The sequence below is a fragment of the Acinetobacter pecorum genome (assembly GCF_014837015.1).
GTDB lineage: Bacteria > Pseudomonadota > Gammaproteobacteria > Pseudomonadales > Moraxellaceae > Acinetobacter > Acinetobacter pecorum.
Genome location: NZ_JACSPT010000002.1, coordinates 1 through 26,297, shown reverse-complemented (window position 1 = coordinate 26,297; position 26,297 = coordinate 1). Strand labels below are relative to the sequence as shown.

Annotated in this window: 17 protein-coding genes; 8 read left to right on the top strand and 9 right to left on the bottom strand. The window is 43.2% G+C overall.

The window, feature by feature from the left end; all coding sequences use genetic code 11:
• Positions 1 to 11: 11 nt before the first annotated feature.
• A complete protein-coding gene (gene oxyR / locus H9629_RS01640; RefSeq protein ID WP_064095669.1) occupies positions 12 to 920 on the top strand; it encodes a LysR family transcriptional regulator OxyR in 909 nt (302 codons plus the stop codon).
• 253 nt (positions 921 to 1,173) lie between these two features.
• Here oxyR and ppk1 read toward each other — a convergent pair whose 3' ends face one another.
• Positions 1,174 to 3,255 (bottom strand): polyphosphate kinase 1, encoded by a 2,082-nt coding sequence (gene ppk1, locus H9629_RS01635; protein ID WP_064095670.1) that lies wholly within the window; start codon positions 3,253 to 3,255, stop codon positions 1,174 to 1,176.
• Between the two features lie 111 nt (positions 3,256 to 3,366).
• Complete coding sequence (mtgA, locus tag H9629_RS01630) at positions 3,367 to 4,041, bottom strand: monofunctional biosynthetic peptidoglycan transglycosylase (RefSeq protein ID WP_064095671.1); 675 nt, start codon at positions 4,039 to 4,041, stop codon at positions 3,367 to 3,369.
• A gap of 77 nt (positions 4,042 to 4,118) precedes the next feature.
• On the opposite strand from mtgA, the gene H9629_RS01625 reads away from it, so the two are divergent.
• On the top strand, positions 4,119 to 4,937 hold the full coding sequence (locus H9629_RS01625) for a rhomboid family intramembrane serine protease (protein WP_064095672.1): 819 nt from the start codon (positions 4,119 to 4,121) through the stop codon (positions 4,935 to 4,937).
• A 34-nt stretch (positions 4,938 to 4,971) separates the two neighbouring features.
• On the opposite strand, the gene H9629_RS01620 is transcribed toward H9629_RS01625, so the two are convergent.
• Positions 4,972 to 7,461 (bottom strand): ABC transporter permease, encoded by a 2,490-nt coding sequence (locus H9629_RS01620; RefSeq protein ID WP_064095673.1) that lies wholly within the window; start codon positions 7,459 to 7,461, stop codon positions 4,972 to 4,974.
• Position 7,462: 1 nt separating this feature from the next.
• On the bottom strand, positions 7,463 to 8,188 hold the full coding sequence (locus H9629_RS01615; RefSeq protein ID WP_191730437.1) for an ABC transporter ATP-binding protein: 726 nt from the start codon (positions 8,186 to 8,188) through the stop codon (positions 7,463 to 7,465).
• Positions 8,189 to 8,199: 11 nt separating this feature from the next.
• Here H9629_RS01615 and H9629_RS01610 point away from each other — a divergent pair, with 11 nt between their 5' ends.
• A complete protein-coding gene (locus tag H9629_RS01610; protein WP_191730436.1) occupies positions 8,200 to 8,829 on the top strand; it encodes an arylesterase in 630 nt (209 codons plus the stop codon).
• Positions 8,830 to 8,864: 35 nt separating this feature from the next.
• On the opposite strand, the gene H9629_RS01605 is transcribed toward H9629_RS01610, so the two are convergent.
• Positions 8,865 to 9,479, bottom strand: coding sequence for a carbonic anhydrase (locus tag H9629_RS01605; RefSeq protein WP_064095675.1), 615 nt, complete (start codon positions 9,477 to 9,479; stop codon positions 8,865 to 8,867).
• Positions 9,480 to 9,791: 312 nt separating this feature from the next.
• On the opposite strand from H9629_RS01605, the gene H9629_RS01600 reads away from it, so the two are divergent.
• Together H9629_RS01600 and H9629_RS01595 are read left to right on the top strand one after the other, a co-directional pair.
• Positions 9,792 to 10,829 (top strand): alpha/beta fold hydrolase, encoded by a 1,038-nt coding sequence (locus H9629_RS01600; protein WP_064101566.1) that lies wholly within the window; start codon positions 9,792 to 9,794, stop codon positions 10,827 to 10,829.
• 14 nt (positions 10,830 to 10,843) lie between these two features.
• Positions 10,844 to 11,845 carry a hypothetical protein gene (locus H9629_RS01595; protein WP_064101567.1) on the top strand — a complete coding sequence of 334 codons (1,002 nt, stop codon included), beginning with the start codon at positions 10,844 to 10,846 and terminating at the stop codon, positions 11,843 to 11,845.
• A 44-nt stretch (positions 11,846 to 11,889) separates the two neighbouring features.
• On the opposite strand, the gene H9629_RS01590 is transcribed toward H9629_RS01595, so the two are convergent.
• The gene (locus tag H9629_RS01590; protein ID WP_064101568.1) at positions 11,890 to 13,953 is read right to left on the bottom strand and encodes a TonB-dependent receptor domain-containing protein; all 2,064 of its coding nucleotides are present in this window, start codon (positions 13,951 to 13,953) and stop codon (positions 11,890 to 11,892) included.
• Between the two features lie 194 nt (positions 13,954 to 14,147).
• Complete coding sequence (nfuA, locus tag H9629_RS01585) at positions 14,148 to 14,786, bottom strand: Fe-S biogenesis protein NfuA (RefSeq protein ID WP_044111637.1); 639 nt, start codon at positions 14,784 to 14,786, stop codon at positions 14,148 to 14,150.
• A gap of 158 nt (positions 14,787 to 14,944) precedes the next feature.
• On the opposite strand from nfuA, the gene H9629_RS01580 reads away from it, so the two are divergent.
• Together H9629_RS01580 and H9629_RS01575 are read left to right on the top strand one after the other, a co-directional pair.
• Complete coding sequence (locus tag H9629_RS01580) at positions 14,945 to 15,562, top strand: rhomboid family intramembrane serine protease (protein WP_064095679.1); 618 nt, start codon at positions 14,945 to 14,947, stop codon at positions 15,560 to 15,562.
• A 219-nt stretch (positions 15,563 to 15,781) separates the two neighbouring features.
• Positions 15,782 to 17,323: a hypothetical protein gene (locus H9629_RS01575; protein WP_191730435.1), complete on the top strand. Its 1,542-nt coding sequence runs from the start codon at positions 15,782 to 15,784 to the stop codon at positions 17,321 to 17,323.
• Between the two features lie 324 nt (positions 17,324 to 17,647).
• On the opposite strand, the gene H9629_RS01570 is transcribed toward H9629_RS01575, so the two are convergent.
• Positions 17,648 to 19,267, bottom strand: coding sequence for an inorganic phosphate transporter (locus H9629_RS01570; protein ID WP_191730434.1), 1,620 nt, complete (start codon positions 19,265 to 19,267; stop codon positions 17,648 to 17,650).
• A gap of 529 nt (positions 19,268 to 19,796) precedes the next feature.
• On the opposite strand from H9629_RS01570, the gene metH reads away from it, so the two are divergent.
• The gene (gene metH, locus H9629_RS01565) at positions 19,797 to 23,483 is read left to right on the top strand and encodes a methionine synthase (RefSeq protein ID WP_191730433.1); all 3,687 of its coding nucleotides are present in this window, start codon (positions 19,797 to 19,799) and stop codon (positions 23,481 to 23,483) included.
• A gap of 91 nt (positions 23,484 to 23,574) precedes the next feature.
• On the opposite strand, the gene H9629_RS01560 is transcribed toward metH, so the two are convergent.
• Complete coding sequence (locus H9629_RS01560; protein ID WP_191730432.1) at positions 23,575 to 25,971, bottom strand: AAA family ATPase; 2,397 nt, start codon at positions 25,969 to 25,971, stop codon at positions 23,575 to 23,577.
• Positions 25,972 to 26,297: the final 326 nt, after the last annotated feature.

The following is a 26,297-nucleotide window of genomic DNA, read 5'->3' as shown; positions in this document are numbered from 1 at the left end:
ATTAGGACACTATGGCTGCATTACCATCCCTAAGACAGCTGTCATACCTCGTAACACTGTCAGAGACGCTGCATTTTACAGAAGCTGCTCGCCGCTCGTTTGTCACCCAGTCTACCTTGTCTGGCGGCATCATGGAGCTGGAGCGTTTACTCGGTGGCGTACTTGTTGAACGCGACCGTCAGAATGTTCGTTTAACGCCTCTTGGTGAACAAGTGGTTGCTCGCGCACGTGTTCTACTGGCCGATGCTCAGGATCTAATGCGTTTAAGTCGTGAGATGAGTGAACCCTTAACCGGTGATTTACATCTCGGAATCATTCCAACGATCGCTCCTTTCCTGTTGTCCCAGCTGCTAGACGAAGTGCATAAACAGTTACCAAAAATTCAGTTGCATCTGCATGAAGCACAAAGTGAAAAGATTGTAGAAAAGCTGGAACACGGTAATCTGGATATGGTGGCACTGGCATTGCCTTTCGACACCCGTGGTCTGAAAGTCGCTGAAATTGCCAAAGAGAATCTGTATCTGGTTTATCAAAAATCTGATCAGCATGCGGCACAAGCCAATTCTCTGGCAGATCTGGACCTGTCTCGCCTGATGTTACTTGAAGAAGGTCATTGCCTGCGTGATCATGCTTTAAGTGCCTGCCCGATTGGTGAGCGTAAAAATGATCATCGGCTAAAAGCCAGCTCACTGCCGACTTTAATCGAAATGGTTTCAGCCAATCTTGGTTTTACCCTGTTGCCTGAAATTGCGATCCATACCAATATGGTAAAAGCTAACCCTGAGATTCAGGTAAAAGCCATCGAGTCAGCCCCAAGTCGTACCTTGGCATTGGTAACCCGTAAAAGCACTCCGCTACAAAGCGAGTTTGATGTGTTGTTACAGATTTTCCAGAAGATTACCCGTCACGACGGCGCTTAATCCCAGTATGATAAAAAGGAGCAACAAGCGTGCTCCTTTTTTTATATCCTAAAACTCATACTCCAACTCAAATAAAGCCAGCAAGGCCTCAGGTTGAACATGAGTAAAAATATTCCGAGATAGAAGATAAGCAGTCTAAAATAAATATCAGATCATTTCATTTACTGCACCTGCACCTATTCTGCAGCACAGTTAAATCCTCTTTTCAGAATGAAAAAGAGGCTGAAGATTCAGCCTCTGGAAATACCTAAACCTATTTAAACAGCTCTAGCAAAACACGTTGTGCATTATGCGGCTTTTCACCTTCTTGCGGATGTGCTCGCACCCAGGTTCCATCACCTTGCAATAACCAGGCTTGCTGGTTATCTTTCAGGTAATTAAAAAGACCCTGCTGATAGATACGTTTTTTCAAGCCTTCATCTTCTATCGGGAAACAGGCTTCGACCCGGTTAAACAGGTTACGATCCATCCAGTCGGCACTTGAACAGTAAATCCGTGCATTGCCATTATTGCTGAAATAATACACACGGGTATGCTCCAGGAAACGCCCGACAATTGAACGTACCCGAATATTTTCAGACAGGCCCGGTAATCCCGGACGCAAACTGCAAATCGAACGGATAATCAGGTCAATCTGCACCCCGGCCTGAGAGGCCTCATAAAGTTTATTAATCAATTGCATTTCGGTCAGGGCATTGACTTTGACGATGATCTGCGCCGGCTTACCTGCCTGGGCAAAGGCAATTTCATTATCGATATAGTTCAGTAACTGGGCATGCAAGGTAAACGGCGCATGTAGCAGCTTTTTCAGCTTGGCCATTTTCCCCATACCGGTCAGTTCCTGGAAAATCCGATGCACATCTTCACACAGGTCTTTGTCCGTAGTTAACAGCCCATAGTCGGTATAGATTCGCGCATTGCCGGCATGATAGTTACCGGTACCCAGATGCACATAGCGCACCAGTTTATTATTTTCCCGGCGTACCACCAGAATCATCTTGGCATGGGTCTTGTAGCCCACAATGCCATACACCACCACCGCACCCGCTTCCTGCAGTACATTGGCGACTTCAATATTGGATTCCTCATCGAAACGCGCGCGCAATTCAATCACTGCCGTGACTTCTTTGCCATTACGGGCAGCTTCAGCCAGTACCTGCACAATTTCAGAATCCGGTCCGCTACGATATAAGGTCTGTTTGATCGCCAAGACTTGTGGATCACGTGCCGCTTCACGTAATAATGAAATGACCGGTGCAAAAGATTCAAACGGATGATGCAGCAAGATATCCTGTTTCTGCATTGCACTAAAAATATTTTCAGATTTTTTTAGTACTTTGGGAATAACCGGCGTATGCGAGTCATAGCGTAAATGTGGACGCTTAAAGTTAGACAGCAAACGTGCCAGATTGACCGGGCCAGCAACTTTATAAAGCTGATCCTCATCCAGATCAAATTCATTCAGCAGATATTCATAAATATGCTGTGGACAGTTTTCTGTGACTTCCAGACGTACCGCTCGACCAAACCGGCGTGAACTGAGTTCACCTTTGAGTGCCTTGGCCAGATCTTCCACATCTTCATTCAAGGCCAGATCGGCATTACGGGTAACACGGAACTGATAACAGCCGGTCGCCGTCATACCCGGAAACAGATCGGAGACATGCTCGTGAATAATGGCAGACAGCATCACATGATGTTCTTTGCCATCGGTCAGTTCATCGGGCAAACGTACCACGCGTGGCAATGACCGCGGTGCAGGCACTACGGCCAGATCAATCTGACGACCAAAGGCGTCTTTACCTTCCAGCGTCACAATAAAGTTCAGTGATTTATTCACCAGCCGCGGGAATGGATGCGCTGGGTCTAGGCTGATCGGCGTGAGAACCGGCGCCACCTGCTCCTGAAAATATTTTTTAACCCAGGCAGATTGTGCTGGAGTCAGCTCACCACGGCGCAGGAAACAAATATCTTCCTCACGCAGTTTTGGCAAAATTTCTTCATTCAAAATACGGTACTGACGCTCAATCGCGGCATGCGCAGTTTTAGAAATCTGCTCCATGACCTGCTTGGGTGTGAGACCATCCGGGCTGCGGCTTTCATTTCCCAGATCAAGCTGCTCTAAAACACCTGCAACGCGAATTTCAAAAAACTCGTCCAGATTACGCGAGAAAATCAACAGGAAATTCATGCGTTCGAGCAATGGATGTAAAGGATCGACAGCCTGTTCCAGAACGCGTAAATGAAAGTCCAGGATAGACAGTTCACGATTGATATAACGATCATTATACGTATATTCGGGCTGTACTGAAGTGCTGCTGGCTGCCGTATTCATATCAAACCTACGTGGATTTAAAATTGTGCTTATCGTTCCAAGTATGCTTCAATTTTATGACAATTTCATAAAAAAAGCCCAAATAATTGGGCTTTCTCTCTAAATAATATCTTAAGGTAATTCTGCATAACGCATATAACGCTTAATCATCCGCTTACGTGCATTTAAAGCAGACGAGTTACGATGATCCTGAAAATATTTCGGATTGGTGAGAATGGCAGCCAGAAAGATAGCCTGATCCTGGGTCAGGCTTTGCGCGGTTTTACCAAAATAATGTTTGGCCGCGGCTTCCACTCCATAGATGTTGTCCCCGAACTCGATCGAGTTCATATACACTTCCAGAATTCTCTGTTTGGACCACATGCGTTCCATCATCCAGGTGGCGACAGCTTCTTGTCCTTTACGTACAAATGAACGCTTATTGACGAGGAACAGGTTTTTCGCCAGTTGCTGGGAAATGGTGGAACCTCCTGCGACGACTCGGCCTTGATCCCGGTTTTTATTCAGCGCCTGTTGAATGCCCTCCCAGTCAAAACCATGGTGATGAATAAATTTTCCATCTTCCGCAGTGACAATTGCACGTTTCAGATTCAGGCTGATCTCGTCGTAGGGCCGCCACTGATGCTGAATCGGTTTGGAAGGTTCTGACCAGTAATCGATCCGCATCATCATGGTGGTGTTTACCGGATGGGTGCGCCACCAGGCCAGACTGGCAAAGATCCACAATTGAACCAGCAGGATCACACTGACGATGACGAGCATCGTGCGGATCAGAAAGGCTTTCATGTCAGTGCGTTACTCCTGAAAATTTAATTTTTCGTGTTAAGCTTATTCGAAATATACAATCACAGCAAAAAAATAGCATGTCTGAATACTCTCCCCCTGTCGCACATCGCAAACTTGATATGCATCTCTGGTGGATTACCGCCATTTTAATCGGCATCAATGTGGGATTATTTGTCTGGCAAGTCATGCATGGCATGGACGTGACCCAACCGAGTACCCGAGATGCTATTCTCTGGGGTGCAGATTATGCACCTTTAACTTATATAGCGGAACCCATGCGCTTGTTTAGCAGCATGTTTTTTCATTTTGGCCTGATTCATCTGATGTTGAATATGTGGGCCTTGTATATTTTTGGTAGTGTGGCCGAACAACTTTTTGGCCGGATGTATTTTATCGGCTTATATCTCTGCGCCGGTCTGATGGGTAGTCTGCTCAGTGGTTATATAAATATTCAAAACAGCTATAACCTGATTGAAGGTGGTGTCGCCAATCCAGATCTATTACCTGCAGTCAGTGCCGGGGCATCTGGTGCTGTGATGGGACTCGGGGCTTCACTGACAGTGCTGGCCTTATTGCCGATGCTACCCCAGCAACGCTTTATTCTGGATAAAAAAACCCTGGTAATGGTTCTGGGTCTAAACCTGGCATTGGGCTTTATGATCAGCGGAATCAACAATGCCGCCCATATAGGCGGCATGCTGATGGGTGCTTTGCTCACCCTGTTATGGTATATGGGTCAAAAAATGCAGCGTAGCCGCCTGTTCAATCTGATAGCCTTGTGTATCGGTTTTGGGCTGTGTGTCCTGCTTTATCAATATAACCTAGTCTTGCTTGAACCCATTCGTCCACTCTGGCAAGAAATGCTGGAACTCATGCAGCAGCAGTTACAACTTTAAATCAGAACCGGTTTAAAAGCCCAAGAGATGAATCTTACTGATTCATCTCGCGCAAGCTTTGTAAAGGCGGAATATCCGACAGATAACTCAGACGATAACGGCCAATTAACATACATAAAACGGTCATAAAGATCGGCAGGATAATCCAGATTTCCCAATGCGGCTGAATCATCAAATCCATTTTATAGCTGGCAATTGCACTGATGACTTCGGCAAACAGGCAGGAAACAATTCCGGCAAACAGCCCGATAAAACCAATTTCCAGACTCATCATGGTCTTCAGTTTCTGCTTGGAACTACCAAATGAACGTAGCAAAGCCACTTCACGTTTGCGTTCATCCATTAACAGGTTCAAACAGGCCATCAGCACCAGAAAACCGGAAATACTGACCAGTACCGCCAGAATCGTCACGATTTGCACCAGCACATTCACAAGGCGTTTGATCTCTTCCAGAATCAGGCTGACATCAATAAAAACCGTGTTGGAAAATTGCTGGATTACCGACACCAGTTTGCCTTTATCTGTCTCCGGCACATAAAAACTGCCCAGATAACTGCCTGCATTGGCATCCATGCTATTCGGGGCAAAAATAAAGAAAAAGTTCGGACTAAAACTTTCCCACTCGACGGTTCTTAGATTAACGACTTTAGCTTCCAGTATGCCTTCAGGCAGACTGAAACTGAGTTTATCTCCTATCTTAATGCCTAATTCTTCGGCCGTATTGGCCTCGACTGAAACCTCACCCGGCTGTTTTAATTCTGCCTTACCCTGAACAATGACATTATCCTGAGGATAGCGGTTTGACTGGGTCAGATTCAGCTCACGCTTTAAGGTATTGCTGCTTTTGACCAGTTCATCAGCAAAAGGCTGATCATTTTTGGCGACCAGACGCCCGCGAATATTCGGATAGAGTGGTGTGCTTTTCCAGCCATTCTGCTCCAGTTGGGCTTTCAGGGCTGGCATCTCAAAAGGTGGTAAACCATAAACAAACTGGTTCGGCGTACCTTCTGGTAACTGTTGCTGCCAACGATCTAGCAGATCAGTACGTAATACTGCCAGTACCGTAATCAGGCTCAGACCCAAAGCTAACGCCGTAATCTGCAAGGCGGTATGTGAAGGTGTTCTGACATACGATGATAGATTTAGCTTCATATTCCGCAGCAGCTTTAACACCATCCAGACCGTCACATACAGCACCACACATAACACAATAATCGCGCCAATCACCCAGGCGGTCAGCAGCAAGTTTTCAGTCAAAATCACACTGAAAATAATCAGGCTGAGCGTTCCGGTCAGCAGCATCCACAGCATGGACTGTACTGATTTTTCCTGCTGGCGAATCACCCGAATCGGCGGCGTATTTAGCAGTTGCAATAAGCTAGGCATCACAAAACCGAGCAGCACCACCGCACTGGTCAGCATCGCGACCGGCAATGGTCCAAGCAACATTGCAATGGCAGAAAATTCAATCTGCAAATTTGGAATCAGCTGCAACATTAACTGTAACAATCCATAACCCAGACCGATCCCGAGCACAGTACCGATCAGCATGGCAATCAGCAGCACCATCCCGAGTAAAGCCAGATAAGCTGACAGAATCTGCTGCTTGGTGGCACCGATACAACGCATCAAGGCAATATGATCCTGATTCTGCTGCACATAACGCTGTGCGGTTAAGGCTATGGCAATCCCGCATAATAAAATGGTCAGAATATTCGCCAGTTGCAGAAAAGTATCCAGATTGGCGATTGGCTTCATCAAACGGGTATTACCCTCACTGGCATTGCGCAACTTGAGACTGCTTTGCTCCTCAAACTCCTGCCCCTGTACTTCTGCTGGCGTTTCTGAGGTGTCGTTTGCTGACTTGTGCTGCTTGAATAAGGCTTCAAATTGTTGGGTATCATTCGGACGGCCCGCCATGAGAAGGCGATATTCGATTCGGCTCCCCACCTGAATGGCATTGGTTCTTGCTACATCTGCCTGGGAAATAATCACCGTTGGCGAAAAGCCGGAAAATCCAAGCTCCTGATTGGAGTCCTGTTCAATCTTTGCAGTAACTTTAAACGCAGCATCGGCAATATGGAGCTGATCGCCCAGTTTGACCTTGAGTAGATCCATGGCCCGTTGACTGAGCCAGATTTCACCAGATTGAATCGAGCGTTTGGCCGGTTGCACCCGCAGCTCACCACGCAAAGGAAAAGCCTGATCAATCGCTTTGACATTGACCATGACAAACTCTGCATCAGTATAGGCCATGCTGCTAAACACAATAACTTCTGACTGCTTTAGGTCCAGCTGTCTGGCCTGATCACGCCACTGCTCAGGCAAAGGTTCATTGTCTGAAAGTACCAGATCAGCAGCCAGCATTTCTGCTGCCTGCAAGGCGACTGCATTTTGAATCTGCTCATTGCTAAATTTAAGCGCAGTGGTCGCACTGATCGCCAGTGTTAAGGCAATAATCAGCAGATAAATCCCGGTCGTTTTAAAGCTTTGTGTCAGTAAAGGACGAAATAATGGATTCATTTCATCCTCCACTCGGATGTTCAATCAGCTCGCCATTCAGCAGCTCAAAATGCCGCTGGCACTGCTGTGCCAGTTTTCGGTCATGCGTCACCAGCACCAAGGTCGTTCCCAGTTCCCGATTTAGTTGAAATAGCAGTTGTTCAATTTCTTTGGCAGTTTCGCCATCGAGGTTACCCGTGGGTTCATCGGCAAAAATGATTTTTGGTTCACTGACCAGTGCCCGGGCGATCGCCACACGCTGCTGCTCTCCCCCCGACAGCACTTTCGGGGTTTGCTGCGCCTGTCGATCCAGCCCTACTTTATGCAGTAGTGCCAAGGCTTTTTGCTCGGCTTCTGCATATTTAAAATCGGGTTGCAGGCGCAGGGGCAGCATCACATTTTCAAGTGCAGTCAGATGTGGCAACAGCTGAAAAGACTGAAATACAAAGCCGATATTTTTCAAACGCACCAGTGCACGCTGTTCTTCATCCAGACTTGACACCAATTCACCACAGACCATAAGCTGACCTGAACTGGCCTGATCCAGTGTTGCCAGAATACCCAGTAATGTGGATTTTCCGGAACCGGAACGACCCGTAATCGCTACCTGTTCCCCAGCCCGAATTTCTAGGTCAAGATTCTCAAAAATGGTGAGCTGTTTTTGTGAAAGTTGTATCTTTTGTGTCAATTTCTGGGCAGAAATAATAGCCTGTGGCATGATGGTCGAATCGTTGCTGCTTTGAATCATACGTGTCCTATATGAAAAATCTTAATCAGAAAACCCGGCTATTGCCTTACTTGTTTTTGCTCAGTCTGTGCCTGTTACCTCTTGGAGTTTCAGCAAAGACGATTATGATTTTAGGTGATAGTTTAAGTGCAGGATATGGTATCCAGCCTCAGCAAGGCTGGGTAAATTTGTTACAAAAGCGTTTAGAGCAACAGTATCCGAAACAGCATAAAGTGGTCAATGCAAGTGTCAGTGGCGAAACCACCAGCGGAGCGCTGGCCAGACTACCAAAATTGCTACAAACGCATCGTCCAGACCTTGTGGTGATTGAGTTAGGTGGCAATGATGGCTTGCGTGGACAACCGCCACAAATGATTCAAAAAAACTTAGCCAGCCTGATTCAGCAGAGCCAGAAAGCCAAAGCCAAGGTTATTGTATTTGGTATGAAAATGCCGCCTAACTACGGTCAGGCATATAGCAAGGCTTTTGAAAATAATTATAAAGTGGTCAGTCAGCAATATAAGGTGAAATTATTGCCTTTCTTCCTGGAGGGTGTGGCCGGCAACAAAACCCTGATGCAAAAAGATTTGGTTCATCCGAATGCCAAAGCGCAAACCATCCTGTTAAACAATGCTTATCCATATATTAAAGGCGCTTTATAAAGCGCCTTTAATATATTCAAATCTTAAAATCTGACTTAGAAATCAAAGAATGTAACTTCACCTGTTTCAAGTGAATATTCTGCTCCCACGACCAGTAATTTACCTTTGGCAATCAGGTTTTCCAGTACGGCGGAACCATGACGAAGCTGGTTTACTGAAGCGAATACATTCGATCGAATAGCATGTATGGACAGTTTGTCCAAATCATCTTTTAATTCAGTTTGCATCAGAATTTCGACTGATGGACGTACCCGGTTCACAATTGACATCAAATTTGCAGATGGCGGTGTTGCCGGATTGGTCAAAGCTTCAATTGTAGAATGAATTGCGCCACAATGCGTATGACCTAATACAATAACCACTGGACAGCCAAAGCTGTCTGCAGCGAACTCAACACTGCCGACTTGAGAGGGTGCCACAATATTGCCTGCTACCCGAATCACAAACAGATCACCCAGCCCCTGATCAAATACCATTTCTGCCGGGACACGCGAATCCGAACATCCTAAAACAATAGCAAATGGTTCCTGACTTTCTGCCATTTCAGCGCGTTGCTGATGCGATAATAATTTTAAATGCTGCGTTTCACCATTGACAAAGCGCTGGTTACCCTTTTTAAGACGATCTATAGCTTCCTGAGCTGTGAGCATTCTTTTTTACCATCGATGTTTTTAGTGGGAATATCTTACTGCTAGATTTTTTGAATGTCACTTGCAAAAAAATTACCCGTTTAAATTTTTTAGCTTTTTGATGATTTCTTGTTCTGTGTATTTTTCTGTGAAATTCATCACATTTCATTCAGGATTTTTCTGCCCAGACTATTCATTAACAGATGTACAATATTAAGGAATGTTTTAAAATAAGTTGAAAGATTACGATTTGATTCATCTATAAATTGCAAATCGATAACATGGAAGTATTTTGAGCATTTTGCTTAGTGGGTTTATTTTGGGGAATAGCCAATGAAGAAAATAATAAGATTGCGCTCGAAAATGATCTGTTCAACCCTGGTTGCCTTAAGCATGGCATTACCAGGCCTGACCCATGGTCAAAATCTGTTTGGCCAGAAAAGTGAAAAGTCTGCCCAAGTATTGCAGCAACATCTGTTGCAGGAACGTAGCCTTGCCGGACTCAAGTCCAAGACCCTCAAAATTGGAGAGGTGACCTGGAGCTATAGCGAAGGCGGGTCCAAGAACAAACCGTCAATTCTACTGATTCATGGTCTGGCCGGCACCCGTGACAACTGGAATCGGGTGGCCCAGTTTCTGACACCTTATTATCATGTCATCATTCCTGACTTGCCGAGCAATGGCGATACCAAAGTACCAGACGATTTTGATGTTTCAGTGCCCAATGTTACCTCTCAACTGCGTTTGCTCCTTGAAACCTTAAATGTGGATGAAAATTTACACATTGCCGGCCACTCTCTGGGTGGCTCGATTGCTACGGTGTATGCTTCACAATATCCTTTCGATACTCAGAGTCTATTTCTCATTAATAGTGCTGGTCTTTACAAAATGGGGAATACTCCCTACACCAAAGACCCACAAGCCTTAAAAGATCTGATCGTCAGCAAACCCGGCGATCTACAGGATGTATCCAAAGAGCTGATGCAGAACCCGCCAGTAATTCCTTATCAGTTGCGGCATGCACAGGAAAAACTGCTGATTTCACGCGCTGAACAAACCAGCAAATCGATTGATCAGGTGGTGATGCTAAACCGGATTTATACACCGGAAACCTTTGCCCGTCTGACCCGTACAGTTGAAGCACCCACCTTGATTTTATGGGGCAGACAGGATCGGATCATTAATGTTGAGGTGGTCAAAGAACTGCATGCCCTGCTGAAACGTGCCGAAAAACCGGTGATTTTGAATAATGTCGGGCATATGCCGATTCTGGAAGCAGAAAAACAGGTCGCACAGCATTATTTACCTTTTCTGGCCAAGACGCAGACCCTAAAAAACCCGCTTGCTGATAAACTCATTCCTTTATATTAAGTTTCAGAGATGCTATGCAGAAACACCCGATGATTGAGCAGTTGATCGATGCTCAACTTGATTTTCTCGATCAGGCATTTTCTCAATCTGAAACGATTCAAAGCGAGTTTCATGCATTTTATTTGTGGTTGCGTAAACAGACACTAAAAGAGCTGTGGAGCTGTGAAGCAATCAATCAGCTTTTACAGAAACAGATTCTGGATACAGCTACCAGTAGCTTTCTGATTGAACAGATTGCCGAGCATATCCGTTTTGCACTGGTGCATCCAGCCAATGACACCACCACGATTGCCGATCTGATTCCAGTACTGACCATAGACAAGATTGCCCAGTATGTGGCCAGCAAAAGTGACCATCGGCAGCGTCTGATTAAAACCGTAGTCAATAATCCGGCATTTTCAGCCATGATTACCCAATTGATCCAGCACTCCATTCAGGATTATCTGGATAACTCCATGATTGCCAAAAGTGTGCCCGGGGTCTCCCGCTTTATGAAAATGGGCAAATCCGTTCTGGAAAATGTCACCGACACCAACCTCGATAGCACCATTGCGCGTTATCTGCAAAAGAACATTTTGAAGCTCAGCCAGATGAGTGAGCATGTGCTAAACCAACATTTTGACGATGAAAAACTCTATCATTTTCAGGCTAATCTCTGGCATAAAATCAAGGTCATGCCTGTATCTGTCTTGAAGAAGTATATTGAGCTACAGGATCTGAATCAGACGGTCGGCTTAGGTCATGACATCTGGGATCACATACGCCAGACCGACTATCTGCAGCAGCAGTTACATGACGGAATTCATACCTGGTATGTCCGCAATCAGGAACATACTTTTGATCAGTTTTTACGTGATCTGAATATTGATGAAGCTCTCATTCAGAATGAATTGCAGCAACTGCTCAGCCCGATAATCCAGCAGATGGTTTCTCAAGGCCATTTACGTGAACGCGCACGAAAATATCTGGAACAATTTTATTATCATGAAGATACTTTGAAAATCCTTAAAATTTAAATAAAAAGGCCGCTTTATAGCGGCTTTTTTATTTTCTTGTGTGCTTAGAATTTTGCATTCAGACTGATACCGTAACGGCGGCCATCCAATAATTGATCCCCATCAATATCTTCAGCTTTTTCATCCAGCAGGTTATAGACGCCGAATTTACCAGTCAAATTCGGACTGAATTTATAGTTAAAGCCGACATCTACAAATTGGTAGCCTGGATTTGGCTGAGCCATCGAAGTACGGCTCAAGTATGCAGAGGTTTCAGAACGGTGGTGCAAGCGGCTCCATACATTTAATGCATCGTTTAGCTCATAATCGACACCAATATTAAACATGTGTTCTGGCATCTGGTTCAGTGGCTGGCCTTTAAAAGCACCCGATTTAAACTCTGAATCGGTATAGGTATAGTTTGCAGTCATGGTCGTGTAATCATTCAGACTGGCTTCTATCGTTGCTTCTACACCACGAATTTCCGCTTCATCTACATTAATCCGTTCACTAATAAAGTAGAATGGAATATCTCCTTCGAAACATTTCCAATTCTGCCAGTTATTACGGTTTGTTGTTGTGCCATCAGTATCGGTTTCGCAGGCACGAACTTCCGTAATCCGGTCTTTATATTTAGTGATAAAGCCAGTTAACGATGTATTGATATAATCATTTTTCCAGTTGAAACCTAATTCAGTCGATACACTTGATTCAGGTTTCAAGTCCGGATTGGCACGAATAATGCCACGGCCTGTTGGCAAGGGTGAACCGCCACCACCCGTGACGCTATAGAACCCTTCTGTGGCTGCACGAATATCAGGCTGTTTATAACCTGTGGCCACACCACCTTTTACTACAAAGTTATCATTTACCGCGTACACCCCATACAGTCGTGGCGATAAATGGCCACCATAGTTTTCATCATGGTCATAACGCAGGCCGGCGGTTAAATCGAAACGATCTGTCATGCCCCAAGTATCTTCAAGGAATGCAGCAGCAGACCATCGTGTTAACTCACTAAATTCAGGTGCAGTGGGATTCCGGTTAGTGGCTTTATCGACCAGTTTTTCATCTTTAAGATACCCACCGAATGACAGCATGTGATCACCTAAGGCCCAGTTCCATTGACTGTTTGCTGTCCAGGTATCCAGGGTAATCCCTTTGGTGCCGAGTTCCGTATTTCCACGATCCGGATTTTTTGAATTTTCATACTGGATATAAGATGAACTGTCCAAGTTATCGCTATAACGGCCATTATGGGTTACTGAATAAACGTTACGGTAATTACGCGAGAATGAATCTGCAGCGCCTTGAACGGCTGCTACCGTCTTACCGACTGAAGTCGTGGATTCCTGCTGCACAAAATTGGCTTCAACCTGCACATCATGATCATCATTAATGGCATAGCTCAGACGTGAATTTAAGCTTTCACGTTCTGTGCCACGAAAACCGCCAACATAACGGTCTTCATTACGTTCCTGCTTATTGACTGCTAGCTGCAAGCCCAGCTTGTCTGCAATTAAAGGACCGGTAAGATATGCAGAAGCATTTTTAATATCACCTGAACGACTACTGTCCTGAAGCGTGGTTCCTAATTCGACATGACCAGACCATTCATCCGAGACTTTTTTGGTAATGATATTGACTACCCCGCCCATGGCATCCGTACCATACAGTGTAGAAGCTGGACCACGAATAATTTCAATCCGTTCGATGGCGGCAAGCGGTGGCAGAATATTTTTCTCAAAACCGCCATCATCCCCATTCGGGTTCACATCCTTACCATATTGACGCTTACCATCGACCAGAAACAAGGTGTAGTTTGAACTCATGCCTCGAATACTGATGGTCTGTGCAGAACCTGAACCCGAAACCACTACGCCAGGCGTATTACGCAGCACATCAGTAATGTCGTTATATTCACGTTTATCCAATTCTTCACGATCAATCACGGTAATGGAAGCAGGTGCTTTAGCCAAATCTTGCTCATAACCTGTTGCGGTCACCACAATCGTTTGCAGTTTAGTCGCTTCCGCCTGTGGAACAACAGCTTCGACTGCAAATGCATTACCCGTCATGACTGAAGTTACAGCAAATGCCAAAGTGGTTTTTAAGAATGGCTTATTCATACCTTGCGCGCCCCAATATTTATGAAGAGATCATGTTTATTCGGTTGCGAAGTGTAACAGCTTTTCACTCAAATGCAATTGCTATTGATAATTATTATCATTAATATTCACTAAATTTTAAGCCAGATATAAAAAAACCTCGAACTTTCGAGGTTTTTTTAAATGCTATAAATGAACTGTTTATATAGAACAGCTTATTTCATATACGCACCTTCAGATTGACTATGATCCGTTTCATCAACGACATTCATCAATTCAGGAATATGCTGTTTTAGCGTTGTTTCTACGCCTTGTTTCAAGGTGATATCAATCGCTGAACAACCCTGGCAACCACCACCAAATTTAAGTACAGCGGTTAAACCTTTTTCAGGGTCTTCTTTGACTTCAACCAGTGCACAGTTACCGCCATGGCCTGCCAGACCCGGGTTAATTTCAGACTGCAAGACATAGGTAATGCGCTCTTCTACTGATGCATCTGGCCCCACGCGCGGCACTTTAGAATTCGGCGCACGGAAGGTCAACTGACCACCAAAACGGTCTTTGTTGTAGTCAATTACGGCATCAAGTAAATACGGAATAGATGGCGAGTCGATAAAAGCAGGGAAATCAGGATATTCCTGCTTATAATCTGTCGGTACAACTTCATCAGGTGCACTATAGGCCATGCAACATTCAGCGCGAGGAGTACCCGGATGCTCTACAAAAACACGCACACCAATACCCGGGGTGTTCTGTTTATCCAGTAAATCCTTTAAATACTCTTGTGCTGTTGGTGTAATCAATAAGTTGGGAATTTCACCAACAACTGGAGTGCTGCTGTTCTCAGTCGACATAACAATAATTTCCTCAAGCTCAAGTGACCATTTTAACTGAAGATGCGGGGTAATTTTTAAAAATCAACTAAAATTGTCGGATTTATTATAAAAGTACAACTTTAGCTCAATTTTAATGGCATGATAATTAGCAAATAGGCACCATTAGAATCATTTATATGCTTGATTTACCTTTTAATCATACTGTTACCATTATTCTGATCACCTGTATTGTGTCATTTATTGCTTTCTCCAAAGAGACGGTAATGAACCGGCTGATTTTTTGGCCTCCGGCACTGCAACGTGGACAATATGACCGTTTTATTACGCATGGGTTTATTCATGCGGATGGAACCCACCTGCTGTTCAATATGATTACCCTGTTCTTTTTTGGCAGTGTAATTGAAAGCTTTTATCGTCAATATCTGTACGACCTGGGTTTCATCCTGTTCTATCTGGGTGCTCTGGTTGCTGCGATTCTGCCAAGTTACCTGAAGCATAAAAATGATGCGCGCTGGGCCAGTCTAGGCGCTTCCGGTGCAGTGTCGGCTGTGCTATTTGCCTATATTCTGTTTGAACCATGGAAACTGATTTTTGTATTCTTCATTCCAGTTCCTGCAATTATTTTTGCTGTGCTGTATGTGGCCTATAGCATCTGGTCAGGCAAAAAAGGCAATAGCAATATTAATCACAGTGCGCACTTATGGGGAGCAGCCTATGGTGTGATTATGACGATTATTCTGGAGCCACGCCTGATTCCGCACTTCCTGAATAAACTGATGCAGATTCCGTTTTAACGCGGATTTTTAAATCCTGAGATAACTTAATCAGCTGTAAGTTGGGCCGGAGTTTTTCACTAAAAATCGACAAGAGAGCTGCGGCTCTCTTGGTCAGTTGAAACATCTCGTAATATATTAGAAAGCCATGATGTCACTTAATGCCAATCTTGAAGTGAATTTTGCAGCGATAATGTATACATCTGTATATTAATCACTGTCATTATCGAGATATTTTGCATGTCCATTACACCAGACGGTCTCCAATTTCCTCTTCAGTCTCCACAACAAAAACCCAGTAGCTCAAAAGCAGGGCGCGCAATTATCGCGGCAGCGCTAGCCAATGTCGCCCCTCACAGTTCTGCACAGGCACAATCAGAAAAAAACTGGCGCAAACTCTACACCGTACATTTTAAAAAGCTGGTCGAGCAGGGTCTGAGCTCTCCTGAGGCCAGCCTGAAAATTGCAGAGGATGGATTGGCACAGGCCCATCAGACGTTTGAGTTTTATCGTGACGGTCAAAAGCATTTACTGCAGGAGGTCTTCTCCCTGCCCGCAGGCCAGTTGCATACCTTCAAACTGACAGGTCATAGCAAATCAGCACCAGAATGGTATGTGCCCTACCAGGGGCAAAAGCTGCAAGGTGATGCCTTACTGGAGCAGATTGAACGCTGGGAAACTCAAGGCATCATGGAAACCAGCCATGCCAATGCCCTACGTGAATGTGCCGTGCATCCGGAATGGTTTGACCTGTCAGATCGGACCACAGTGCTGTTTGGTGCTGCATCTGAAGCAGGACCTCTGACCTGGCTGACAAAATGGAAAGCCAATATTGTGGCGATTGATTTACCGAATAGCCGGGTCTGGGGCAAGATTATCGATACCGTCAGCCAAGGCAATGCCACCCTGTATGCACCTTGTACTGAAGACCTGCCTGCCGATACTTCACCGAACATCTTAAAAGAAAAACTGGGCGCAAATTTGCTCACCCAGATTCCCGAAATTGCCAAATGGTTATTACAATTCGAGCAGGATCTGGATCTGGCTGCAATTGCCTATCTGGATGGTGAAAAGCATGTCCGCGTTTCCATGGCGATGGATGCCATCATGCACTATGTTAGTCAGCAAAAAGCCAATACCAGCCTGATGTATATGTGTACGCCGACTGATGTATATGCCGTTCCAGCTGAAGTGATCGAAGCCTCAAAAGAAAAATATGCAGAACGCTCCAAGGCACAGACCCTGATTTCTAAAAGTGTTGCGACTTTAAGCCGTAAACACTTTTTCCAGAAAAATAGTCATGAGCTGATTCAGTCTGGCGATCAGGCATATGGCATTTGTGACTGTCTGGTGGTTGAACAAGGTCCAAACTATGCGCTGGCAAAACGTATTCAGCAATGGCGTGCAACCTTGGCGCGTGCTCAAGGTCAACGGGTCAGCATCAATATTGCACCTTCTACGACCACTCATTCTGTTACCAAAAATCCGCTATTAAAAGCCGCATTCAATGGCGCAAGCCTGTTTGATGTGGAAGCTTTCGCACCTGAAACCACCAATGCATTGATGGCAGCATTATGGATTCATGACCTTCGCAATCCGGAATCGGTGGCCAATCCTGAAGTGGAGCTGAACCATCCACTTGAATTGATGATGCATGGTGCGAATCATGGTGGTTTGTGGCGAGTGGCTTATCTGGCGCGTACCGCACTACCTTTTGCTGCGCTATATGGTTTTGCGACGGAGAAGTTACCAATGGGATTATTGAGTAAGTTGAAGAAGTAATTTATTTCCTTCTTTCGAAACTTCTTCTACGTTAGATAAACTTTTATTTAATGTTTATCCCCTCACCCCAACCCTCTCCCAAAGGGAGAGGGAGTATCCATCATAAATTTTAGTAACTATTAGATATCTGCCTCCAAGCTACTTTTCCATGAGGTAAAAGAGCAAGATTTAGCGTCAATACCCATATTTGGATATATTATATAAAATCCCCTCTCCTCTTAGGAGATGAGCATCCTCAGAATATATTCTGAGTGCGCAAGGGAGAGGTAAAAATCACCCATAAAAAAAGCTGCTCTAGAGCAGCTTTTTTTATGTCTAAATAACTTAAAACACTTTTAACAATATCCAATACAAACCACCTGACAGACAGATCGTTGCTGGCAAGGTAAATACCCAGGCAGACAGAATGGTTTTCACCATCTGGAAATTCAGTCCTGACTTGTTTGCCACCATGGTGCCGGCTACTGCTGAGTTCAGTACATGGGTAGTGGATACTGGCATACCGAAGCCATCTGCCGCAGCAATGGTCGACATCGCAACAAGCTCGGCAGACATGCCCTGTCCATAGGTCATATGTTCTTTACCAATACGCTCACCCACGGTCACAACAATACGCTTCCAGCCCACCATGGTACCTAGACCCAGTGCAAGCGCAACTGCAACTTTCACCCAGGTTGGAATATATTGTAGGAATGAGTCAAGATTATCACGGTATTTATCCACCGTTTTTTCTTGCGCAGCAGACATCGCAGGTAAAGCTTCTGCTTTATCCAGACGTTTAAAAGCGGTTGTGCTCAGGTACATGTCGTTACGGAATTCAGAAACTTGAGCTTCAGGCACATCTTTAATGTTGCTGTAGCTAGCTACTTTTTCACCCAGATGATCGGTCAAACTTGCCAGTGCCGGAATGACTTCAGGGGTAATTTCCTTGGTCTGGATATACTTGGTGATGACAGCACGGGCTTGCTCATCCGGAATATCCTGATGATTTGGATAGATCACATTGGCTGTTTGTGCCGACAACTGGCCAAAAGACTGAATATGCTGGGCATCCAGATTCTTGTTCAACGAGTACGCCAGAGGTACACATCCAATCAGAATCAGCATGATCAGACCCATGCCTTTTTGACCGTCATTTGAACCGTGTGCAAAACTCACACCTGTACAGGTAAAAATCAGCATGGCACGAATCAATGGAGGTGGTGGCTTGTTGCCTTCAGGTGGCTGAAACAGTTCCATTTGACGCTTGAAGATTTTTTTCACCAGCAGGAACAGCACCGCTGCAAATGCAAAACCGATGAGAGGCGAAAATAATAGCGCCTTACCAACTTTAATCACCTGCTCCAGGTCTATACCTGAAGCGCCACTGCCGGCATTCAGAATGTAATTCATGATGCCAACACCCAGAATCGAACCGATCAGGGTATGCGAACTGGATGCAGGAATACCAAGGAACCAGGTTCCAAGGTTCCAGAGAATGGCCGCAATCAGCATGGCAAAGACCATGGCAAAGCCTGCACCAGAGCCGACATTCATAATCAGCTCAACCGGCAATAACGCAATAATACCGTAAGCAACCGCGCCACTGGCCACCATAACCCCAAGGAAATTACAGAAGCCGGCCCACATCACTGCGACGGGAGCTGAGAGTGCATTGGTATAAATGACGGTAGCAACAGCATTGGCTGTATCGTGGAAGCCATTGACGAATTCAAAGCTCAACGCGATAAAAAGTGCAGTTGCTAACAAAATAACTGAATACAGGCTTAAGGCCGGTACATGTGCTAAATCTGAAGACAATTGGAAGCCGATATAAATCAGCGTAGTGATAATAAGAGTCAAGAACACCGGCATAAAAAATTTCGGTGTTGGCACATGAACATTGGTCGACTTTTTCGAAGCCGACTTGTGTGCTGAATCTACGGGAGTTGGATTAGGATTCATGCAAGCAGGAATAGAGGATTCAAGGATCCTCATATTGTTCAGTTAAATTGTGACAATTATATGACAAACTGTTGTCATATGATGCAATTATTTGGATTTTCTTGCTGTCATTCGTCCTGTTTAATTCCGACTAAAAAACTAAATTTTGATTTTATAAATCATTCACTTGAGATAGCATTCCAGCTTGTTTATGCTCAAAAAGCACACACATTTTACTACTAAAACCATCGAAGCCCTGCCTGTCAGCAGGCTGAATAAAGTTTCAGTTGCATAGCATAAGGAATGAATATGACATTTTTATGAATAGATGCCTCAGTTCAATTTTGTGTTTCTGCCCTGCCCTAAACCGGTCAAATCAGAGCCAGGTTAACTATATTTTCTGGTCCAGATTTCATAATTTCCTGTTTATCTACTGACTTATCAAATTTTCATATCATACTTATCCATCATTCTGAGCAATGTCAGCAGAAATCAGTTCACTAATCTGCTAAGATTACAGCCGTTTTAAAAGACTGCTGAGAACGTTTGAATGTCGACATTAACCACCTTAAAAGAACTTCTTGCCAAAAGAATTTTAATTATCGATGGTGCGATGGGTACCATGATCCAACGCCATAAACTGGAAGAAGCCGATTATCGTGGTGAACGTTTTGCCGATTGGGCCTTTGACCTCAAAGGCAACAATGACCTTTTAGTCCTGACCCAACCGCAGATTATCCAAGGCATTCATGAAGCATATCTTGAAGCCGGCGCAGACATTATTGAAACCAATACCTTTAACGGTACGCGTGTTTCTATGTCTGACTATCATATGGAAGATCTGGTTCCTGAGATTAATCGCACTGCTGCGCGTCTTGCCAAAGAAGCCTGTGCTAAATATTCAACGCCGGAAAAACCGCGTTTTGTAGCCGGAGTCATCGGGCCAACATCACGTACTACTTCTATTTCGCCCAACGTAAATGACCCAGCATTTCGTAACATCACCTTTGATGCCCTGAAAGTTGATTATATCGAATCGACCAAAGCCTTAATTGAAGGTGGTGTTGATATCATCCTGATCGAAACTGTATTCGATACACTCAATGCTAAAGCTGCCATCTTTGCAGTAAAAGAAGTGTTCAAGGAACTGGGTTATGAACTGCCAATCATGATCTCAGGCACGATTACCGATGCATCAGGCCGTACATTAACAGGTCAAACCGCTGAAGCGTTCTGGAACTCAATGCGTCATGCAGAACCGATTTCAATCGGCTTTAACTGTGCACTTGGTGCAGATGCCATGCGTCCACACGTAAAAACCGTGTCTGACGTTGCCGACACCTTCGTTTCTGCGCATCCTAACGCAGGTTTGCCAAATGCGTTTGGTGGTTATGATGAAACCCCCGAAGAAACTGCGGCATTCATTAAAGAATTTGCTGAAAGTGGTTTAATCAATATTACCGGTGGTTGCTGTGGTACTACGCCAGATCATATCCGCGCGATTGCGCAGGCGGTTGAAGGTATTGCCCCTCGCCAGATTCCTGAAATTGAGCCTGCATGCCGTTTAAGTGGTTTAGAACCATTTAACATCACTAAAGATTCGTTATTTGTGAACGTCGGTGAACGTACCAACGTCACTGGTTCTAAAAAATTCCTTCGTTTAATTAAAGAAGAAAACTTCACAGAAGCGTTGGACGTTGCCCGTCAACAGGTTGAAGCTGGTGCGCAGATCATCGACATCAACATGGATGAAGGCATGCTTGATTCACAAGGTGCGATGGTGCACTTCCTGAATCTGATTGCGTCTGAGCCGGATATTTCACGTGTGCCTATCATGCTGGATTCTTCTAAATGGGAGATCATTGAAGCAGGTTTGAAATGCGTTCAAGGTAAAGCCGTTGTGAACTCGATTTCCTTAAAAGAAGGTTATGACGAGTTTGTAGAACGTGCCCGCCTGTGCCATCAGTACGGTGCAGCCGTGATCGTGATGGCATTTGATGAAAATGGTCAGGCCGATACAGCAGAACGTAAAAAAGCAATCTGTAAGCGTTCATACGATGTACTTGTGAACGAAGTGGGCTTTCCTTCTGAAGATATTATCTTTGACCCGAACGTATTTGCGGTGGCAACGGGTATTGAAGAACACAACAACTATGGCGTGGACTTCATTGAAGCAACCGGCTGGATTAAAGAAAATCTGCCAAATGCGATGATTTCAGGCGGTATTTCAAACGTATCATTCTCATTCCGTGGTAACGAGCCTGTACGTGAAGCGATCCATGCAGTGTTCCTGTATCACGCGATCCAGAAAGGCTTGACCATGGGGATCGTGAACGCCGGCCAGCTGGCGATTTATGATGACATCGACAAAGAGCTTAAAGATGCCGTTGAAGATGTAGTCTTGAACCGCAACCAGGGCGAAAGCGGTCAGGAAGCAACTGAAAAATTATTGACCATTGCAGAAAAATACCGTGGTCAAGGCGGTCAGCAAAAAGCTGAAGAAAACCTTGAATGGCGAGCTGAGTCAGTTGAAAAACGTCTTGAGTATGCACTGGTAAAAGGCATCACCACTTACATCGATCAGGATACGGAAGAAGCCCGTTTAAAATCGACGCGCCCGCTGGATGTGATTGAAGGTCCGCTCATGGCGGGTATGAACGTGGTCGGCGACTTGTTTGGTGCCGGTAAAATGTTCCTGCCACAAGTGGTGAAATCAGCACGTGTCATGAAACAGGCCGTCGCATGGTTAAACCCGTTCATTGAAGCTGAAAAAACCCAGGCTGAAGCCAAAGGTAAAATCCTCTTGGCTACAGTGAAAGGCGATGTACACGATATCGGTAAAAACATCGTGGGCGTGGTATTGGGCTGTAATGGCTATGACATCGTGGATCTAGGCGTAATGGTACCTTGCGAGAAGATTCTACAAACTGCGATTGATGAAAAAGTCGATATCATCGGTTTGTCTGGTCTGATCACACCGTCATTGGATGAAATGGTCTTTGTTGCTAAAGAAATGCAGCGTAAAGGCTTTAACATTCCATTGATGATTGGTGGTGCGACGACCTCTAAAGCGCACACCGCTGTGAAAATCTCACCGCAGTATCATAATGATGGCGTGTACTACACGGCTGATGCTTCTCGTGCGGTGGGTGTGGCAACGCAATTGCTTTCTGCCGAGATGAAACCAAAACTGGCAGCAGACTATGCCGCGGATTATGAAAAAATCCGTATCCGTCTTGCCAATAAGCAGCCGAAAGCTGCGAAGCTTTCTTATGCTGAGTCAGTTGAAAATGGTTTCAAGATCGACTTTGCCAAGAATGCACCAGTTAAACCAAATTTCATTGGCTCACAAACATTCACCAACTATCCTTTAGAAACCTTGGTGGAATACTTTGACTGGACACCGTTCTTTATTTCATGGAGCCTGGCGGGTAAATTCCCGAAAATCCTTGAAGATGAAGTGGTGGGTGAAGCAGCACGGGATTTGTATGAACAAGCACAAGCAATGCTGAAAGACATCATCGAGAATAAACGTTTCGATGCCCGTGCGACGTTTAGCATTTACCCTGCGAACCGTGTGGCGGCAGATACGGTTGCGGTTGCTGATGAAAATGGCAATGTGACGCATAGCTTCGAGCACCTTCGTCAGCAGTCTGACAAAGTCACCGGTAAAGCGAACTACTCTCTGGCTGACTTTATTGCGCCAAAAGATGTGGCTCAGGATTACTTGGGTGGCTTCACCGTGTCGATCTTTGGTGCGGAAGAACTTTCGCAAGAATACAAAGCCAAAGGCGATGACTATAACGCGATTATGGTTCAAGCCTTGGGTGACCGTTTTGCTGAAGCTTTTGCTGAGCACTTGCATCAACGTATCCGTAAAGAGTTCTGGGGCTACCAGACAGACGAACAATTAACCAATGATGAGTTGATTAAAGAGAAGTATGTGGGTATTCGTCCTGCACCGGGCTACCCTGCGTGTCCTGAACATTCTGAAAAAGCGCCATTGTTCGACTGGTTAGGTACGACAGAGAAGATGGGTACTTACCTGACTTCGAGCTTTGCAATGTGGCCACCTTCATCAGTGAGCGGTTTCTATTATGCAAACCCTGAAACTGAATACTTTAACGTGGGTAAAATCTCTGGCGATCAGTTGGAAGATTATGCGAAGCGCAAAGGCTGGACATTGGATGAAGCGAAACGTTGGTTAGCGCCGAATTTGGATGATTCTGTGGTGTAATTCCCCTCGATCCCCCTTTTTCAAAGGGGGAAGAATCCATTCGTATAGAATAAAAAATCCCCCTCAATCGAGGGGATTTTTTTGTGATCATTTAAGTAACTGATTTAAACAAAGCATCATATTGATCAGGATCACTTGCCTTCAAAATTTCTAGAACAGCCTTAGCCAACTTTTGACATTCAGGTATATCTAAAACTGAAATTCCTCTGTCGAAACATTCTTGTAAATGTGACATTTCATTTGAAATTCTTTGGCATATCGTTGTAATTTTTGGATCAGAAATAAATTTTAAAAGTTTATCTTCATCCGATATTTTGTTCGTTGGATATTTAAAATATAGATGTGCTTCCAGAAATTTTCTTAGATTATTCCCGAAACTATATACATAATCCTCATTTAAATCAGACAAAGGAATTGTGGCAACCATCAATATCTTAGAAAACAGATAGTTATATTCTGTAGAAAAGTTTTTCATGTATTTAGGCATAGGCTTTAACAAGCTTTTGTCAATTGAACGCTCAAGAATAAAATATAAACATTCATTGCTATCGACTTTTTTAGTACATTGTGGTGCATGATTACAAGCTTGTACGATTTGATCTTTCTTGATAATTGGTTGAGAAATTCTGTGTAAATACTTTAAAAAATCCAAATTATGAGTGCTAATGAACAACTGTTTATATTTATACTCTTTAGGTTTATTCGGAATAATTATTGGTTTCGCCAATTCATTTTCGATAAGACTAAAAATATAAAAAATGTGATTTGAATCCAGACTACTAATTGGGTCGTCTATCCATATAATAGTTTCTTTAAGGTTTTCTAATTCCTTTAACTTAGCCATAAAGTAACAGAAGGAAATAAGACTGCATTCTCCTTCACTTAAATGATGAGCCAACTCTCCGCTTCTTTCAACTTTGAATGAAGAGCCATTATCATAATCAATCAATCTTAAATGATTAATTGCAAAGAAATGCTCTAAATAATCATTAACAATTCTTATACCCGATACTTCTGATACTTTTTTCTTTCTCAATTCATCGATTGCAGCGGAAAAGGCATTCTTTCTTTCATCTATTTCTCGTTCTTTTTTTAGAGCTTCATCTATTTTTTTAGAGTGTAAATTCAATTGCTTAAGATTTGAATCATACTCATTTTTAACAATATATTCGAAAAATGCTTGTAGTGTTAAACTATTCTTTTCCGCTTCGATACTTTCATTAAATTGGCTTGATCTTAGATTATGATCTTCTATAATTTTTTCTAAATTTATAAAAATTAGCTTCTTTGGAGCTTCACTAACATTCGAATCAATACTTATAAAGAGGTTTTTTAGCTTATGGTCTAATCTATCTCTCAAATCTTTTAACCAAAGACCACTTTCTGTAATATCACCTTTAAACTTTGATAATTCATCTTTGTATATTATTGATAGATCAGAATAAAAAAGTGAGCTATCAGGTAACCCTTTGAATAAAGCCTTTAGTTCATTCATATAATTTTCTACATGAAGTATTAAGTTTTGTATTTCTTTTTGAAATTCTAAAACCTCTTTATTAAAATATGCATCTAAATCTTCTAATGTTGTTTTTTCTAACTTGGAACCACAAAAACTACAATTTTCTATATGATTTTTTTTATGAATATGAATGCCTTCTAACACCCAATCTTCAACTATAGGTGTATTTATTCTTTCTAATATTATTGATGGCTTCACCTCTTTACTGAGTAAATTTATAGCGTCATTTTTTACTTTTTCCAGGTTAAATTCTTTTTTAAATTTAACATCTATTATATCTTTTATAACTTCTTTAACTTTAATTTCTTTCGTATTTTTTATTTCGCCTACGAATGGAACATATTGTAAATTTAATATTTCTCTTACTTTTTGCTCTAGTTGATCTTGTCTAAAAGTAATCGGCACATTGAAATATTGCGTATTACTCTTCATATAAACAGCATATTCTGCCAATGATGCCCTTATTTGTCTTTCCAATGCTGTAAATTTTAAATTTTCCTGCTTTAACTCCTCAGCAGCTTGCTCAATATAAAATTCAAACGTATGAATACCTTGCGACTCTTTTTCTAAGTATTTTTCAAAAAAAGTAAGCTGCTGTTCAATATCTATGTTTACCTCACCGACTACAGAAAAAGGTTTAATATTTCCATTTATATCGTTTTGCCAATCTAAATTCTTTTTTACGAAATCGACATTGTATACTTTTATTTTTTTAGAACTTTGAGCTAGGTTGTCTAATGAAAACTGAGTGTCCTGAAAGTAAAAATCACATTCTGCATTTTGATAGAAAGGATTTTTTTGTTTTGCTTCTATACATTGTATAAGTCTAGATAAAGTTGTTTTACCTGAATAATTCCTTGCATAAATAATATTCATCTTACTAAATTTTAGAATATTATTTCCTTGATCACGAACGGTATCATTCCATTTAAAATCGTGAAATAACCCAAATTTCTTGATATTACTCATACTTAGTAACATGTTACCCCCATTCAAAAACTTATTTTTGTCAATTTTTTCGTATAAGTAAGTTTAAATTAGAACAAATACTTATGATTATAAATCATCATAAAACAACTGAGAATTAAAGGAAATACAAGAATTTAAAGCTAGTATTTATTTTATATAAACTTCTTTACGCAACACTGATAACCTATCTCTACCACTTCATCAATCTGCCGTATCACCTATCCATTATCAAATCTAAACCCTTTTATTTGATCCTAGCCAAAATAATGGACAGTACTTCCCTCTAAAGATAACGTAACGTTAACTTTGGAGATACAAGAAATGGC

Coding starts and splice junctions, on each gene's coding strand:
- H9629_RS01625 (WP_064095672.1), top strand. CDS start 4,119: ATGTCTGAATACTCTCCCCCTGTCGCACATCGCAAACTTGATATGCAT.
- H9629_RS01590 (WP_064101568.1), bottom strand. CDS start 13,953: ATGAATAAGCCATTCTTAAAAACCACTTTGGCATTTGCTGTAACTTCA.
- H9629_RS01575 (WP_191730435.1), top strand. CDS start 15,782: ATGTCCATTACACCAGACGGTCTCCAATTTCCTCTTCAGTCTCCACAA.
- metH (WP_191730433.1), top strand. CDS start 19,797: ATGTCGACATTAACCACCTTAAAAGAACTTCTTGCCAAAAGAATTTTA.
- H9629_RS01615 (WP_191730437.1), bottom strand. CDS start 8,188: ATGATTCAAAGCAGCAACGATTCGACCATCATGCCACAGGCTATTATT.
- H9629_RS01560 (WP_191730432.1), bottom strand. CDS start 25,971: ATGAGTAATATCAAGAAATTTGGGTTATTTCACGATTTTAAATGGAAT.
- ppk1 (WP_064095670.1), bottom strand. CDS start 3,255: ATGAATACGGCAGCCAGCAGCACTTCAGTACAGCCCGAATATACGTAT.
- H9629_RS01610 (WP_191730436.1), top strand. CDS start 8,200: ATGAAAAATCTTAATCAGAAAACCCGGCTATTGCCTTACTTGTTTTTG.
- oxyR (WP_064095669.1), top strand. CDS start 12: ATGGCTGCATTACCATCCCTAAGACAGCTGTCATACCTCGTAACACTG.
- H9629_RS01570 (WP_191730434.1), bottom strand. CDS start 19,267: ATGAATCCTAATCCAACTCCCGTAGATTCAGCACACAAGTCGGCTTCG.
- H9629_RS01600 (WP_064101566.1), top strand. CDS start 9,792: ATGAAGAAAATAATAAGATTGCGCTCGAAAATGATCTGTTCAACCCTG.
- H9629_RS01595 (WP_064101567.1), top strand. CDS start 10,844: ATGCAGAAACACCCGATGATTGAGCAGTTGATCGATGCTCAACTTGAT.
- H9629_RS01605 (WP_064095675.1), bottom strand. CDS start 9,479: ATGCTCACAGCTCAGGAAGCTATAGATCGTCTTAAAAAGGGTAACCAG.
- H9629_RS01580 (WP_064095679.1), top strand. CDS start 14,945: ATGCTTGATTTACCTTTTAATCATACTGTTACCATTATTCTGATCACC.
- H9629_RS01620 (WP_064095673.1), bottom strand. CDS start 7,461: ATGAATCCATTATTTCGTCCTTTACTGACACAAAGCTTTAAAACGACC.
- nfuA (WP_044111637.1), bottom strand. CDS start 14,786: ATGTCGACTGAGAACAGCAGCACTCCAGTTGTTGGTGAAATTCCCAAC.
- mtgA (WP_064095671.1), bottom strand. CDS start 4,041: ATGAAAGCCTTTCTGATCCGCACGATGCTCGTCATCGTCAGTGTGATC.